This is a genomic window from Arthrobacter sp. GW460-12-1-14-TSB2, from assembly GCF_059423525.1.
On sequence record NZ_JBWKYC010000008.1, the window covers coordinates 17,711 to 31,852 of the forward strand.

Below are 14,142 nucleotides of genomic sequence, written 5' to 3' on the forward strand. Positions count from 1 at the left end.
TATTCCTTCACTTGCTGGGTACGAATTGAATTTTACCGGCGGACTAGCGGCCGGTCTTGGGTGCGAAGATCCTGGCGATGAGCCGTGCGCCGAGGTTCAGCAGCATGACCAGGATGATGAGCACCAGCGCGGCACCCCATGCCCGCTGCGAGGAGGGATCCGGGTTGGACGGCGAGGTGGGGTTCAGGATCTGGGTGTAGATGAACGTGGGCAGCGAGGCCATCCAGCCGCTGAACACGTTGGTGTTGATACTGGTGGCGAAGCCCGCGGTCACCAGGATCGGAGCGGTTTCGCCGATCACGCGGGCAATGGCCAGGGTGACGCCGGACGCGATGCCGGAGATCGCCGTCGGAATGACCACTTTGAGGATGGTCCGCCATTTGCGGACGCCCAGGGCGTACGCTGCCTCGCGGAGCTCGTTGGGCACGATTTTGAGCATTTCCTCGCTGGAGCGCACCACCACCGGGATCATCAGGACGGAAAGCGCGACGGCGGCCACGGCCCCCGTTTTGGTGCCCGGCCCCACCACAGCGAAGAAGAACGCGGCGGCGAAGAGGCCGGCGACGATCGACGGGATGCCCGTCATGACATCCACGAAGAACGTGATGGCGCGGGCCAGCGGGCGGTCCTCGCCGTATTCGACGAGGTAGACGGCGGTCAGCAGGCCCACGGGGACGGAGATGACGGTGGCCAGCAGCGTGATCTGGATGGTGCCGACCAAGGCGTGGTAGATTCCGCCCATAACGGGCGCACCCTGTTCCACGCTCTTGTTGTCGAAGGCGCCGGTGACGCCGTTCATGGAAGTGCTGAGGAAGCCAGGATCAAGGAGCCCGGGGAGCCCGTTGATGAGGACGGTCAGGATCACGGAGATCAGCGGCAGCAGGGCGACGAGGAAGGAACCGACCACCAGGCAGGTGGCAAGTTTGTCCTTGGCCTTGCGCCCCCCTTCGACGGCGGCGCTCCAGCCTACAAGGCCGGCAGTGAACAGGATGGCGGAGACGATTCCCCAGCCGAAGGCGTTGAAGCCGATCACGGCCATGATGGCGGCGCCGACCACCAGGGCCAGTACCAGGACGACGTACGGCGCGAACTTGGGCAGCTGTCCCTTGGTGAGGGCGGAGCGCTTGCGGACCGGAGTAAGGGTGGAGGTCATTTAGTTGGCTCCCGAGAATTCTTTGTGCCGGCTGATGATCCAGCGGGCAATCATGTTGACGCCCAGCGTGATGACGAACAGGACCAGGCCTGCCGCGATCAGCGTGCTCACCTTCAGGCCGCTGGCCTCCGGGAAGTTCAGGGCGATTTCAGCGGCGATGGTCTGGTTGCCGGACTGGATCAGGCTGGCGGTGAGGGCGCCGGAGGACAGCACCAGCGCCACGGCCATCGTCTCGCCGAGGGCGCGGCCCAGGCCAAGCATCACGGCGCTTACGATGCCCGGGCGGCCGAACGGCAGAACCGCCATCTTGATCATTTCCCAGCGGGTGGCACCCAAAGCTAGTGCGGCTTCCTCGTGCAGCTTGGGGGTCTGCAGGAAGATTTCGCGGCTCAGGGACGTGATGATGGGAAGGACCATCACGGCCAGCACGATGCCGGCGGTGAGGATGGTCTTGCCGGTGGCTGACGCGGGGCCCTGGAAGATGGGCAGCCAGCCCATGTTGTTGGCCAGCCAGTCGTACGCCGGGGAGATTTCCTTGGCCAGGAACGCGGCACCCCAGGCGCCGTAGACCACCGACGGGATGGCGGCCAGGAGGTCGATCACGTAACCCAAACCGGAGGCGAGGCCGCGGGGGGCGAAGTGCGAGATGAAGAGCGCGACTCCGATGGCCACGGGGGTGGCAATGACCAGTGCGATGATTGCTGCGATCACGGTGCCGATGACGATCGGCCAGATGTAGGCGAAGAAGCCTTCGCCGCCTTGGATCTTGTCCGGCGAGGCCACGAGGGCCGGGATGGCCTGGACTACCAGGAACAGGGCAACGCCGAAGAGCACGGCGAGGATCAGGCATCCTGCGGCCAGGGCGGCTCCGGAAAAGACCTTGTCTCCGGCGCGCCCTGCGCCCCGGGACTTTGTCAGGGAGGTGGTGGTCACAAACGATCCTCTGGGTTCGAATAGAACCGACTGCCTGGTCCGGATAATCCGGCAAGCAGCGGTGGAACTGGCTTTACTTCGGACAAACACCTAGGTTCCCCGCCCCGGAATGACGGTCTGTGACCGCCCCTCCGGGACAGGGAACCAGGTTCAGGCTCGTGTTTCCACTATGCCTTGCTGTGCAGCGAATTCCCTAGGACTTGACCTTGATGGATTCGATTGCAGCAACGGCCTTGTCCTGCAGGGTCTTGGACAGCGGCGCGGACTTCGCGGCGTCGGCGGCGGCCTGCTGGCCGGCGTCGGACACTACGTAGCTTTCGAAGGCCTTGACCAGGTCAACGGTTTCCTTCTTGTCGTAGGTGGTGCAGACAACGTGGTAGGAAACCAGGACAACCGGGTAGGCGCCGGCGGCGGTGGTCTTGCGGTCCAGCTTGATGGCAACATCGGTGGCGGAACGTCCGTCAACCGGCTTGCCGGCTTCTACAGCCTTGGCAGCGGCATCGGGGGAGATCTTGACGAACTCCTCGCCCACCTTGATGGCGGCGGTGCCCAGCTTGCCGCCCACAGCGGAGTCATCAGCGTAGGTCACGGCGCCCGGGGTATCGGTGACGGTCTTGACGACGCCGGAGGTGCCCTTGGCGTTCTCGCCCTTCAGGGAAGCAGGCCAGATGCCTGCAGCCTTGTCGGTCCAGACCTCGGGAGCGGCGGCAGCCAGGTAGTCGGTGAAGTTGCTGGTGGTGCCGGAGTCATCGGAGCGGTTGACCGGCGTGACCTTCAGGTCCGGCAGCTTGGCGTCCGGGTTGAGGGCGGCGATCGCGGGGTCGTTCCAGTTGGCGATTTCGCCGCGGAAGATCTTGGCAGCCGTGGTGGCGTCGAGGTTCAGTTCCTTGACGTCCGGGATGTTGAACGCGATGGCGATCGGGGAAATGTAAACCGGGATGTTGATGGCGCCTTCGGGGCCGCACTTTTCCTTGGAGCTGGCGAGCTCCTCATCCTTGAGGTAGGCGTCGGAACCGGCGAACTGTGCCGAACCGTCGATGATGGCCTTGCGTCCCGCGCCGGAGCCATCCGGGGAGTACTGCACGGAGGCGGACTGGTTGGCTGAAGCGAAGCCGGCCTTCCAGGCATCCATGGCTGCGCCGGTGGAGGATGCGCCGATGCCGGTCAGCGTGCCGGTGACGCTGGCGCCCGAGGCGGACGGAGTACCGGACTGTGCCGTGTTCGTCGCGTTGTCTGAACCACAGGCGGTGAGCGCGAGTGCGCCGGCTGCGATGACAGCGATAGCCGCGTGGCGGCCGAAGCGGAGTGCCTTCACTAGATGTACCCCTTCCAGGGATTTTCTGATGCGTGCCGGACCGGAGACGTCCGAACAGAAGAAGTTGGGTACTTTTTGTACCTTTATCGAAGTTATGGGCCTTAGGTAACGGGATGTGGGGACGAAGGTGAACGGAGGGTTAACGACGGCGGGACATCGGCTTACATGTGCAGCGTCACCATTGCGCACATCACATCTCCGGCCGTAGTGCAATGCCAGTGAATAGACTGGAACGCATGGCCCAACCGACTGGAATTTCCGCCAGCAGAAGATTCCTGCGAACCAGGATCCGCACCGGGGTGGTCCGTAGCCGGAATTCCCTGGTGCCGGCCATCCAGATGACGGTCTGCGCCGTGGGCGCGTACGCGTTCGCCGAATACGTCCTCGGCCATTCAGGCCCGCTGTTCGCTGCCACGTCTTCCCTCATTGCGCTGGGATTCTCCCGCGAGCCACGGCTGCGCAGGGTGATGGAGGTGGGGCTGGGCTGCACCATCGGCATCGCGGTAGGTGATCTGCTCCGACACTGGCTGGGCGGCGAAATCTGGGTTGCCGCCGTCGTACTTCTTGTCTCGATCCTGCTGGCACGTTTCCTGGACAGCGGCAACATCTTCACCACTCAGTTGGGGCTGCAGTCGCTGTTGGTGGTGCTGCTCCCGGCCCCGGCCGGCGGGCCGTTCACGCGGAGTATCGACGCCATCGTGGGCGGCCTGTTCGCGCTGCTCTTCACCGTCCTCGTGCCGAAGGATCCCAGGCGGGAACCCCGGAAGGATGTGCAGAAGCTGCTGCACGAACTTGCGGAGGTGCTGCGTGATTGTGCGTCCGCGCTGACGAACAGCGACTCCACCGAGGCGTGGCACGCCCTGGTCCGCGGCCGGAACTGCCAGCCGCTGGTGGACGCGATGCGCCAGTCGCTGCGCGCCTCCGGTGAGGTGGCCACGCTGGCCCCGGCCTACCGGCGCCACCGCGACGAGATCGGCAGGCTGGAGCAATCGCTGGATTACATCGACCTGGCGCTCCGTAACAGCCGGGTTTTCGCGCGCCGCCTGACCAGCGCCATCAACCACGCCGCCCTCTCGGACGAGGCCACGGAGAACATCGCGGAGGTCCTGCAGGAAACCGCGGCCGCCATCGACGAGCTGTCCCTGGGCCTCGCTGAAATGCACGAAGGAGTCCGGCGCGCCCACCTCCGGACATCCCGGCTGGAGCTGACCGAAATCGCCGGCCGGCTGCACCCCCGGATGCTGGACGTGCAGCGGCTCGAGGGCGAAACGGTGGTCATGCTGTTCCGCCCGCTGATGGTGGACCTGCTCGAAGCCACCGGAATGGACTCCAAGGAAGCCAGGGACATCCTGCCGCCGCTGTAGCGCGGGACCGGTGGCTGAGCCCGTCGAAACCATGATCTCGGCACGCTCGATCCCCAGGAGTGTCACTGCCCCCGGATAGGGTGGACCAATGGCAACAAAGACTTCCCGGGCGTCCAAGGCCCCGGCCTACAAATGCGCCGAGTGCGGCTGGACCGCCGTCAAATGGGTGGGGCGCTGCGGCGAGTGCCAGGCTTGGGGCACCGTGGAGGAAACCGGCGCCGCCGTTGCACGCACGACGGCGGCCACCACCGTTTTGGAGCCCGCCCGCCGGATTGCCGACGTCGATGCCACCACAGCGGCTTTCCTCCCTACCGGTGTGGACGAGTTGGACCGCGTGCTGGGCGGCGGCCTGGTTCCGGGCGCGGTCATCCTGCTCGCCGGCGAACCCGGCGTGGGCAAGTCCACTCTGCTGCTGGATGTTGCGGCCAAGTTCGCCCGTACAGCGCAGGACGTCCTCTACATCACGGGCGAGGAGTCCGCTGCGCAGGTCAAGCTGCGGGCGGACCGCATCGATGCTGTTGCGGAGTCCCTCTATCTTTCGGCCGAAACGGACCTGGGCCAGGCGCTCGGGCAGGTGGAGAAGCTGGAGCCGCGGCTGCTGGTGGTGGACTCTGTCCAGACGCTCAGCAGCGCCGACGTCGACGGCAGCGCCGGCGGCGTCTCACAGGTACGGGAAGTGGCTGCCTCCCTCATCGCCGCGGCCAAGCGCCGCAACATGACCACCCTGCTGGTGGGGCACGTGACCAAGGACGGCTCCATCGCCGGCCCCCGGCTCCTGGAGCACCTGGTGGACGTGGTCTGCCAGTTCGAAGGCGAGCGCCACTCACGGCTCCGGCTGCTGCGGGCAGTGAAAAACCGCTACGGGCCCACCGACGACGTCGGCTGCTTCGACCTCAACGAGGACGGCATTGTGGGCCTTGCCGATCCCAGCGGCCTGTTTGTTTCCCGGACCAAGGAGCCAGTGTCCGGGACGTGCATCACCGTGACTTTGGAAGGCCGCCGGCCGCTGCTGGCCGAGGTTCAGTCGCTGCTGGCCGAGAGCGCCAGTTCACAGCCGCGCCGCGCCACCAGCGGCCTGGACAGTTCGCGGGTGGCCATGCTGCTTGCCGTGCTCCAGCAGCGTGCGGGCTGCCTGCTGCACAAGGATGATTCCTACGTGGCAACGGTGGGCGGCGTGAAGCTCAGCGAACCCGCAACCGACCTGGCGGTGGCTCTGGCCGTGGCCTCGGCCAAAGCCAAGAAACCGCTGCCCACCCGGCTGATCGCCTTCGGCGAGGTCGGCCTGGCCGGTGAAGTCCGCCCTGTTCCGGGCATCAACCAGCGTATCCAGGAGGCCCACCGGCTGGGCTTCACGCATGCCGTGGTTCCGTCCAGCCCCAACGGGCCGGGACCCGTTCCTGCCGGTTTCTCCGTCCGGGAAGTGGGGCACCTGGCCGAGGCTTTGGGGCTGCTCATCGGCTGAGGCTCAGATGGTGGACCAGCCCCCGTCACTGGGCAGGATGGCCCCGTTGACGTTAGCTGAGTCGTCGCTGAGCAGCCAGGTGATGGCGGCGGCGAGCTCGGCGGGCTGCGCCACCGAGCCCACAGTGGCCTGCAGGATGGGACCGATCCGCCCGGCCGCGAAGTCCGACTTCCACGGAGCCTCGATATTCGTGGCGACAGCCCCGGGCGCCACGGCGTTGGCGCGGATCCCCTGGGGACCGTAAAAGAACGCCACGCTCTTGGTGAAGCCAACCAGCGCATGCTTCGACGACGTGTAGGCCACCCCTGAAGCGGACGCCCTGAACGACGCCTCGGAAGCAACATTTACGATCGTGCCCGTTCCTGCAGCCAGCATCAGCGGCAGCACCGCCCGGGTGAGGCGCATGGGGCCCGTCAGGTTGACGCTGAACACCCTGTCCCAGGTGGCATCGTCCACCTCGGCGGGCGGGAGGAAAGCATCCATGATCCCCGCCACGTTGGCGAGTCCGTCCACCCGGCCCTCGGCCGCGGCCACAATCGCAGCGGTGGTCTCCGCGGAGGCGACATCACCGGTGACCGTGACGACGTCGAAATCCTGCAGTCCGGCGGCAAGGTCCGCCAAACGTCGCTCCACCACATCCGTAGCGATGACCCTCGCGCCTTCGCGTGCGAGGCGGGTGGCGGTGGCCAGTCCGATTCCGGACCCGGCTCCCGTCACAATGACAGTCTTCCCGGAAAAACGGGACGGGTACGCGGCTGGCTGCATGGCCTGCTCCTCGGGGGCTGTGGCCCCGGGCGGGGCGTGGCTATGGTTACAGGCTCCGCCCTGAAGACGGGGCCGCACAAGCGACTTAGGACCCTAGCGGAGCCTGCCGACCAGGCGCACCCTTGGGGTAGGACTTGGCATACGAACTGCAGGCACGAAACTGCAGGCCACGGAAGGAGCAGCCATGATGTGGGGTTACGGTCCGGATATGGGCTGGATGTGGCTGTGGGGCGTGCTGATGCTGGCGGGCGTTGCCCTGCTGGTCCTGGTCGCTGTGCGATTATTCGCTGGCGGCGGCCGGGGCGGCTTCCAAAGCGGCGGGTTCAACCCTTCCGGCCACCCGGGAGCGGGCGGCCCCTGGCCGGGATCCGGCGGTCCCGGGTTTGGCGGGCCCGGGGGACGCAGCCGGGCCCGGCAGATCCTCGACGAACGGTTTGCGAAAGGGGAACTGACCGCTGACCAGTACCGCGAGCAGGTCAGGGTACTCGGCGAGGAACCGTAGTGCCTCCTGCCAGCATGCCTCCCTCGGACCCAAGACCAGGCCCGCAACCAGGCCCGCCATCCGGCCCGCAACAACCTGCCGGCCCGCCACCGCCCGTCAGAGCGCAACCCGCGGTGCGTCGTCCCGTCACCCGGCCCCTGAGCCGGCGCAGCGCATTGCTCCTGGGCGGTCTCGGGGCGGCTGCCACAACAGTTGGCGGAGCAGGGCTGTGGTGGTCTTTGGCTTCCCGGTCGTCATCCCGGACGGCCCCTGAAACCGGAGCCGAACTGTCCCAGCCATCCGAGCTGCGCAGCTCCGGCGGCCGGCTGGAGGTCAGTCTCGAGGCCGGGCCCGGCCAGTTCCAGCTCGCCGGTCGGCAGTCCCGGGCGCTGGGCTATAACGGGGGCATTCCGGGTCCCACCCTCCGCCTGCGGCCGGGCGACCTGCTCAGCATCCGGCTGGCCAACAGCCTGGACCAGACAACAAACCTGCATGTCCACGGACTGCACGTCTCCCCCGAGGGCTCCGGGGACAACGTGTTCGTCATGGTAAATCCGGGTGCCGTCCATGAGTACGAGTACCGGCTCCCCGCGGACCACCCTCCGGGTGTGTACTGGTACCACCCCCACCACCACGGCACAGTTGCTGACCAGATCTTCGCCGGCCTCTTTGGCGCGATCATCGTGGAGGATCCGCAACCCATGGCGGTCAGCACCGAACGCATCCTGGTCATTTCCGATACCACGCTGGACGCCGCCGGGAACGTTGTCCGCGTTTCGCAGATGGAGCGGATGCTGGGCAGGGAAGGCGAACTCGTCCTGGTCAACGGACAGAGCAATCCGGAATTCACGGCAGTGGCAGGTACACGCGAAAGGTGGCGCATTATCAACGCCTGCGTGGCCCGGTATCTCTCGTTGCGGCTCGACGGCCAGCAACTGCAGCTGCTGGGAATGGACTCGGGCCGGTACCGCACGCCGTCGGACGTGGAGGAACTGTTCCTGGCACCCGGCAACCGGGCGGATGTATTGGTGACCACAGCCGCCGGAAACTCCGTCCTGCGTGCGGCGTATTACGACCGGGGCAGCATGGCCGGCATGATGGGCCAGCCACCCGGTCCCCGGCAGACAAACCAGCCGGGTGCCGCAGGCATGGCACTCGCGACGTTGCGGGTGGAGGGAAGCACCGCCCCCTCCCCCTCGCCGTTGCCGCCGTCGCCGTCCCAGCTAGCGCCGTCCCCCTCACCCCCGGCGCCCGTGCCGGCGGTTCGGGAACCGGACGACCTCAGGTCAGCAGCCGTGGCGGCGCACCGGCAGCTCACCCTCTCCTCCGGCGCAGGCATGGGCATGGGCGGGGGAATGATGGGCTTCACCATCAACGGCCGGGAATTCAGCACGGCGCGGACGGACACCACGGTGGCGTCAGGGAGCGTGGAGGAATGGACCCTGACCAACCCCAGTCCCATGGATCATCCGTTCCACCTGCACGTCTGGCCGATGCAGGTCGTTGAGGAGGGCGGCCGTGCGCTGGACCGGCCGGAATGGCGCGACGTGGTCAATGTTCCGGCGCAGGGTCGCGTGAAGGTCAGGGTGGCGTTCAAGGACTTCGCCGGCCGTTCCGTTTACCACTGCCACATCCTTGACCATGAGGACCTCGGAATGATGGGCGTGATCGAAGTCCGTTAGGTGTGGTTCCTGCACGTTGATAGGGCGCGGTTACAGGGGGCGGGGCAGTCCCCGAACGAACGGCGCCTTACCCAAAGGGGTCCGTTCAAGGTGTCCAACAACGTGGACGTCCACCCGGGTTCCCACAACGCCAGCCGCGGTGAGCGCGCTGACCACAGCTGCGCGGACTCCCTCGATGGATGCCCCTGGTGCGAGGCCAGCGAGGAGGACGCGAAGCCCGGACGGCTCCTGGATGACCTGCCACCCCGCACTCCCGGCTTCATCGAGTACGTGGTGGAACACGATCGGATGGACATTCACATTTCCTGCTTTGCCCGGCAGCCGCAGGACATCTTCGAGCCTTCCTTCGATGTCCTCCAGAAGAGTGAAGGACCGTCCGCAGGGGCAGCCCCGCCCACCCAGCCTCACTGTGTCGGACATTTCGTAGCGGATCAGCGGCAGGGTCCGGGAGAACAGGACAGTGACGAGCAGCTTTGCCCCGGTTGTCCCGGGCGGCACGGGGTTGCCGGCCTGGTCCACGGTCTCGATGATCAGCAGGTCCTCGTAGACATGGCGGTTCCGGTACGTGCAGGGTGAGGCGATTCCGGCCGTTTCGGTGGCGGCGTAAACGTCGAAGGGGGCGCTTCCCCATGCCGCCTCCAGTTCCGCGGCGGTGTGCGGGCTGAGCACTTCGGAGGCGGACATCACGCCCTGCGGGGAGATGTGCAGACGTCCGTCCCGCTGCTCTGCCGCGAGGGGTTTGAGTGCTGAGGCGTAGCCCACCAGGATCCTGGGCTGGAAGCGGTTCAGCGCAGCGACCGTCTCATCCATGGGCGCGGTGACGTCCAGGCGGAGGGCGGGGACGAGCCGGGAGCGAAGGGATGCACCGACGACGGCGGACTGGTGCGTGGGGACGCGGGAGCTGACCAGGGCCATTTTCAGGGGCCTGGTGAGCCCGGCGGGGATACCGGCCCAGTCGTTCGCGCGGGCATAGGACGCCAGGACGGTCGCCCATTCGGTGCGGTTCCAGACGAAGGTTCCGCGCCGGCCCGTGGTTCCGGCCGTTGCCGCAGCCCACCACCGGCCTTTCCACGGCGTTCCCGGGTCTCCACCGCGCTCCGTCAGGGACCGCAGGTGGTTCTCCAGATCAGCAAGCCTCAGGTCCGGGGAAGTTACGGCCTCGTCGAAGTGGTCCATCAGCACCGCTTTCGTCACGGCGGGCAGCCGGTCCAGGGGTGCATCGTGGAGGCCGGCGTGATGGCGCCGATAGAACTCCGATCCTGCGTACGTTGCCCTTCGCAGCTCCTGCAGGGCGCGCTCCTGGTGGGCGGTGATCCGCGCGGCGTTCCAGTGGTCCCGCCTCCGCCATGCGGCCCGCAGGTACAGCACACGGGAGATGAGGCGGAGGTCCATGGCGCGGTGCCCTAGCGGGTCCCGGCCGGGGCTAGCGGCCGCGAAGCGCGCGCGGTGGTGGCCTCGGGCGTCTCCGGCCGGGGCAGGCGCAGCCTCTTGAGCAGGAGGGCGTTGACGGCGACCAGGAAGCTGGAACCGGACATCGACAGCGCCGCGATTTCCGGGCTGAGGACGATCCCGGCGAACGCGAAAACTCCTGCCGCGATGGGCAGGGCAATCGCGTTGTACCCCACGGCCCAACCCAGGTTCTGGCGCATCTTCCGCAAAGTGCCTTTGCCGATCCGCAGGGCGATGGGCACATCCAGCGGGTCCGAGCGCATGAGCACGACGTCGGCCGTTTCGATGGCCACATCGGTGCCGGCGCCGATCGCAATGCCGAGGTCGGCCTGGGCCAGGGCCGGCGCGTCGTTGACGCCATCACCGACCATGGCGACCCGGCCGCGCTGTTGCAGCTCGGCGATCTTCGCTGATTTGTCGCCGGGGAGCACTTCGGCGATGACGGTGTCGATGCCCAGCTGGCCGGCGATCCTTTGGGCGGTCGCTTCGTTGTCTCCGGTGAGCATGACCACTTCGATCCCGGCCTCGTGCAGGGCGGCGACGGCGGCGGCCGCGGTTTCCCTCGCGGCATCCGCCAGCGCTATCACCGCCGCAGCCCTTCCATCCACGGCGACCAGCACGGCGGTCCGTCCGGTGGCGGCAAGTTCATCGCGCACCGCAGCCAGCGGTCCAAGGTCGATGCCTTCGTCGGTCATGAGCTTGCGGTTGCCAACCAACACCCGGCGCCCGTCCACGGTCGCGACGGCACCGTGGCCCGGAACGTTCAGGAAATCCGAGGCCGCCAGCGCGGATGCGCCGTGCTCCCGGGCATGGCGGACCACCGCAGCAGCCAACGGGTGTTCGGATTCCTGCTCCACCGCGGCGACCAGCGCCAGAAGTTCGCTTTCGCTAATGCCTTCGACGACGACGTCGGTCACTTCCGGTTCGCCCTTCGTCAAGGTGCCGGTCTTGTCCATCACGACGGTATCGATCCGGGCGGAGACTTCCAGGGCCGTGGCGTTCTTGAACAGGACGCCCCGCTTGGCACCGAGCCCGGTGCCCACCATGATGGCCGTCGGCGTGGCAAGCCCCAGGGCGTCGGGGCAGGTGATCACAACGACGGTGATGGCGAACAGCAGGGCCGCCTGGACGCCGGCGCCGAGGGCCAGCCAGGCGGCGAACGTCACGGTCCCGCCGATCAGGGCGACCAGGACCAGCCAGAACGCGGCCCTGTCTGCCAGCCGCTGGCCTGGCGCCTTGGAGTTCTGGGCTTCCTGGACGAGGGCCACGATCTGGGCCAGGGCGGTGTCGGCTCCGACCTTGGTGGCCCGGACACGCATCGTGCCGGTGGTGTTGATGGACGCGCCGATCACCTCCGAACCGATGGTCTTGGTCACCGGAAGGCTCTCGCCCGTGACCATGGACTCATCGACCTCCGACTGGCCGTCCTCAACCTCCCCGTCAACAGGGATTTTCGATCCCGGCCGGATCAGCAGCAGGTCCCCGGTCTGGACGTCGGAGGTGGGGACCTCGACCGTGTCGCCGTTGCGGATGACGACCGCAACCGGCGGAGCAAGCTCGAGCAGCGTACGGATGGCCTCGTTCGCGCCGCCCCGTGCCCGCATCTCGAACCAGTGGCCCAGCAGCACGAAGGCGGCAAGGACAGTGGCGGCCTCGTAGAACACTTCACCGCCGCCGGTGAGGGTGATCCAGACACTGTAGAGCCAGCCGGTGCCGACCGCGATCGCGACCAGGACCATCATGTCCAGGGTGCGGGCCTTCAGCGCCCGGTAGGCGCCGTCGAAGAAGATCCACGCCGAGTAGAAGATGACCGGCAGCGACAGGATCAAGGCCATCACGTCGTCGCGGAGACCGAACGGCGTCGGGGCGGTGAAGCCGAGCATGTCCCGGCCCATCGGGGACCACAGCGTCACGCCAACGGACAGGACCGCGGCGACCAGGAACCGGTTGCGCATGTCCTTGACCATGTCATCCATCGACATTCCGGCATGGTGTCCGCCGTGGCCCATCATGTCCTGCGAAGTCCTGGGCATCTCACCATGACCTCCCGGGCCATGGCCGGCATGACCGTCCGCCGGCGGGTGGGCATGCTTCATCCCGGGCGTGCCCGTGGTTTCGCCCATTGGGTAACAGACGTGGTCGGGGACCGATTCGCCCCGGCAGTGGTACCCGCAGTCCCGTACCCACCCGGAGATCTGCTCCACCGAGGTCACGGCCGGGTCAAAACTCACGGTGGCGGTCTGGGCGACCGGGTTCGCGTCAACGGCGGCGACACCGGGCCGCTGCAGCAGCACGTGCTCCACGACCGCCTTGGAGGTGGCCCAGTGCAGGCCGCGGACCTCCACAACAGTGCTCTTCAGGGCTGTGGTCACTGCTCCTCCTTCGACGCCGCTGCCGCCGGACGGGCCGTCCGGAAAGCAGCGAGGCTTCGGATATCCGCCTGTGCTCGTCCGGATGCGGGCTTCGGGTCAGCGTTCATGGTGGGTCCTTTGGCAAATCGAGGGTCCGGGCAGGGCAGCGGCCTTGACCCACCCGATGCCGGACCTTCACTGCGTAAGGGCTTTCGCCCGGGACGCCGTTTCCGGTTATGCTGAACATATACCCCCTGGGGGTATCGGTCAAGGTCCGCCGCCTAAGCGCCCCTGCGGTTCACTATCGTCCCGCCCGGCCTGCAGCGTCAGAGTCTTTGGTCCCCACGCCTGCCCTAGGCCGGCCTCCTGTCCTAGGATCCCGGCGTCGGCAGCGCGCCGGCAGGGCCTGAAACGGAATCCGGGGCAGGATCGTTGTAGCAAGACCGCGCAGGATCGCTGAGCCAAGGAGGCACTAATGCCGGAAACCGGTCGCGGAAATTCCTCCTTCGGGCAGTACTTTGCCCGCGTGGGACCGCGCATGGATGCCCGCGGAGCAGGGGCCCACCGCCGGCGGCTCGTCGAGGCGGCGTACGGCGCCGTCGTCGAAATCGGGGCGGGCTACGGGGCCACCTTCCCCTTTTACCCCCCAGCCGTGGCGGGAGTGCTGGCGCTCGAACCGGACCCGACGCTGCGGGCGCTGGCGCTGGCCGAAGCCATCAAGGCGCCGGTTCCCGTCACGGTTTACGACGGCGTGGCGGAAGAACTTCCGGCGGCCGACGAATCCGTGGACGTGGTGGTCTCGAGCCTGGTCCTGTGCAGTGTGGCGGACCAGGAGGCTGCCCTGGCGGAAGTGCTGCGGGTTCTCCGGCCCGGCGGTCTCCTGCTGTTCTATGAACATGTCCGCTCGGCACACCGGGTGCTCGCGGGTGTCGAGGACCTGTTCACACCGCTGTGGAGCCGGCTCGGAGGAGGGTGCCACCTGAACCGCGACACCGCCGCGGGAATCGCAGCAGCGGGACTCACGCTGCAGAACGTGGAGCGCTTCGGCTTCTCAGCCCTGCCCGGCAACCCGCGAGTCGCCCACATTCTTGGCACGGCAGCCAAACCCCGGGAATAGGCCCCGATAAAGACCAGCCAGGAGACTCCCAGAAAAGACAAAGAAGGGGGCCTGCCGCAATGGCAGGCGC

General features: G+C 67.2%; 11 protein-coding genes. 5 read left to right on the plus strand and 6 right to left on the minus strand.

The features are described 5' to 3' along the window. Nucleotides 1-43: 43 nt before the first annotated feature. The 3 genes from pstA to pstS form a co-directional block, all read right to left on the minus strand. Complete coding sequence (gene pstA, locus AC07YR_RS11475; RefSeq protein WP_494734003.1) at nucleotides 44-1,153, minus strand: phosphate ABC transporter permease PstA; 1,110 nt, start codon at nucleotides 1,151-1,153, stop codon at nucleotides 44-46. Beyond that, nucleotides 1,154-2,086, minus strand: a complete 933-nt coding sequence (pstC, locus tag AC07YR_RS11480; protein ID WP_028270368.1) for a phosphate ABC transporter permease subunit PstC — start codon at nucleotides 2,084-2,086, stop codon at nucleotides 1,154-1,156. Between the two features lie 193 nt (nucleotides 2,087-2,279). After that, nucleotides 2,280-3,401, minus strand: a complete 1,122-nt coding sequence (gene pstS, locus AC07YR_RS11485) for a phosphate ABC transporter substrate-binding protein PstS (RefSeq protein ID WP_494734004.1) — start codon at nucleotides 3,399-3,401, stop codon at nucleotides 2,280-2,282. Between the two features lie 236 nt (nucleotides 3,402-3,637). Between pstS and AC07YR_RS11490 the strand changes: the two genes are divergently transcribed. Then, on the plus strand, nucleotides 3,638-4,765 hold the full coding sequence (locus AC07YR_RS11490; RefSeq protein ID WP_436056346.1) for an FUSC family protein: 1,128 nt from the start codon (nucleotides 3,638-3,640) through the stop codon (nucleotides 4,763-4,765). Between the two features lie 88 nt (nucleotides 4,766-4,853). Next, nucleotides 4,854-6,227: a DNA repair protein RadA gene (gene radA / locus AC07YR_RS11495; RefSeq protein WP_055801821.1), complete on the plus strand. Its 1,374-nt coding sequence runs from the start codon at nucleotides 4,854-4,856 to the stop codon at nucleotides 6,225-6,227. 3 nt (nucleotides 6,228-6,230) lie between these two features. Here the strand turns inward: radA and AC07YR_RS11500 are convergent, their stop codons facing one another. Beyond that, nucleotides 6,231-6,992, minus strand: coding sequence for an SDR family NAD(P)-dependent oxidoreductase (locus tag AC07YR_RS11500; protein WP_494734005.1), 762 nt, complete (start codon nucleotides 6,990-6,992; stop codon nucleotides 6,231-6,233). Between the two features lie 184 nt (nucleotides 6,993-7,176). Here AC07YR_RS11500 and AC07YR_RS11505 point away from each other — a divergent pair, with 184 nt between their 5' ends. Beyond that, nucleotides 7,177-7,494 carry an SHOCT domain-containing protein gene (locus tag AC07YR_RS11505; RefSeq protein WP_494734006.1) on the plus strand — a complete coding sequence of 106 codons (318 nt, stop codon included), beginning with the start codon at nucleotides 7,177-7,179 and terminating at the stop codon, nucleotides 7,492-7,494. 137 nt (nucleotides 7,495-7,631) lie between these two features. Beyond that, the gene (locus tag AC07YR_RS11510) at nucleotides 7,632-9,155 is read left to right on the plus strand and encodes a multicopper oxidase family protein (protein ID WP_494734078.1); all 1,524 of its coding nucleotides are present in this window, start codon (nucleotides 7,632-7,634) and stop codon (nucleotides 9,153-9,155) included. 30 nt (nucleotides 9,156-9,185) lie between these two features. Here AC07YR_RS11510 and AC07YR_RS11515 read toward each other — a convergent pair whose 3' ends face one another. Both AC07YR_RS11515 and AC07YR_RS11520 read right to left on the minus strand, forming a co-directional pair. Further along, entirely contained in the window at nucleotides 9,186-10,547 is a 1,362-nt protein-coding gene (locus tag AC07YR_RS11515) for a phenylacetate--CoA ligase family protein (protein ID WP_494734007.1), read from the minus strand. Nucleotides 10,548-10,558: 11 nt separating this feature from the next. Continuing rightward, a complete protein-coding gene (locus AC07YR_RS11520; RefSeq protein ID WP_494734008.1) occupies nucleotides 10,559-12,976 on the minus strand; it encodes a heavy metal translocating P-type ATPase in 2,418 nt (805 codons plus the stop codon). Between the two features lie 454 nt (nucleotides 12,977-13,430). Here AC07YR_RS11520 and AC07YR_RS11525 point away from each other — a divergent pair, with 454 nt between their 5' ends. Further along, nucleotides 13,431-14,072, plus strand: coding sequence for a class I SAM-dependent methyltransferase (locus AC07YR_RS11525; RefSeq protein WP_494734009.1), 642 nt, complete (start codon nucleotides 13,431-13,433; stop codon nucleotides 14,070-14,072). The last annotated feature ends 70 nt before the right edge of the window (nucleotides 14,073-14,142 follow it).

Bases quoted from the DNA above. Each gene is read 5' to 3' on its own strand.
- pstA (WP_494734003.1), bottom strand. From the start codon at position 1,153: ATGACCTCCACCCTTACTCCGGTCCGCAAGCGCTCCGCCCTCACCAAG.
- AC07YR_RS11490 (WP_436056346.1), top strand. From the start codon at position 3,638: ATGGCCCAACCGACTGGAATTTCCGCCAGCAGAAGATTCCTGCGAACC.
- radA (WP_055801821.1), top strand. From the start codon at position 4,854: ATGGCAACAAAGACTTCCCGGGCGTCCAAGGCCCCGGCCTACAAATGC.
- AC07YR_RS11500 (WP_494734005.1), bottom strand. From the start codon at position 6,992: ATGCAGCCAGCCGCGTACCCGTCCCGTTTTTCCGGGAAGACTGTCATT.
- AC07YR_RS11505 (WP_494734006.1), top strand. From the start codon at position 7,177: ATGATGTGGGGTTACGGTCCGGATATGGGCTGGATGTGGCTGTGGGGC.
- AC07YR_RS11515 (WP_494734007.1), bottom strand. From the start codon at position 10,547: ATGGACCTCCGCCTCATCTCCCGTGTGCTGTACCTGCGGGCCGCATGG.
- AC07YR_RS11525 (WP_494734009.1), top strand. From the start codon at position 13,431: ATGCCGGAAACCGGTCGCGGAAATTCCTCCTTCGGGCAGTACTTTGCC.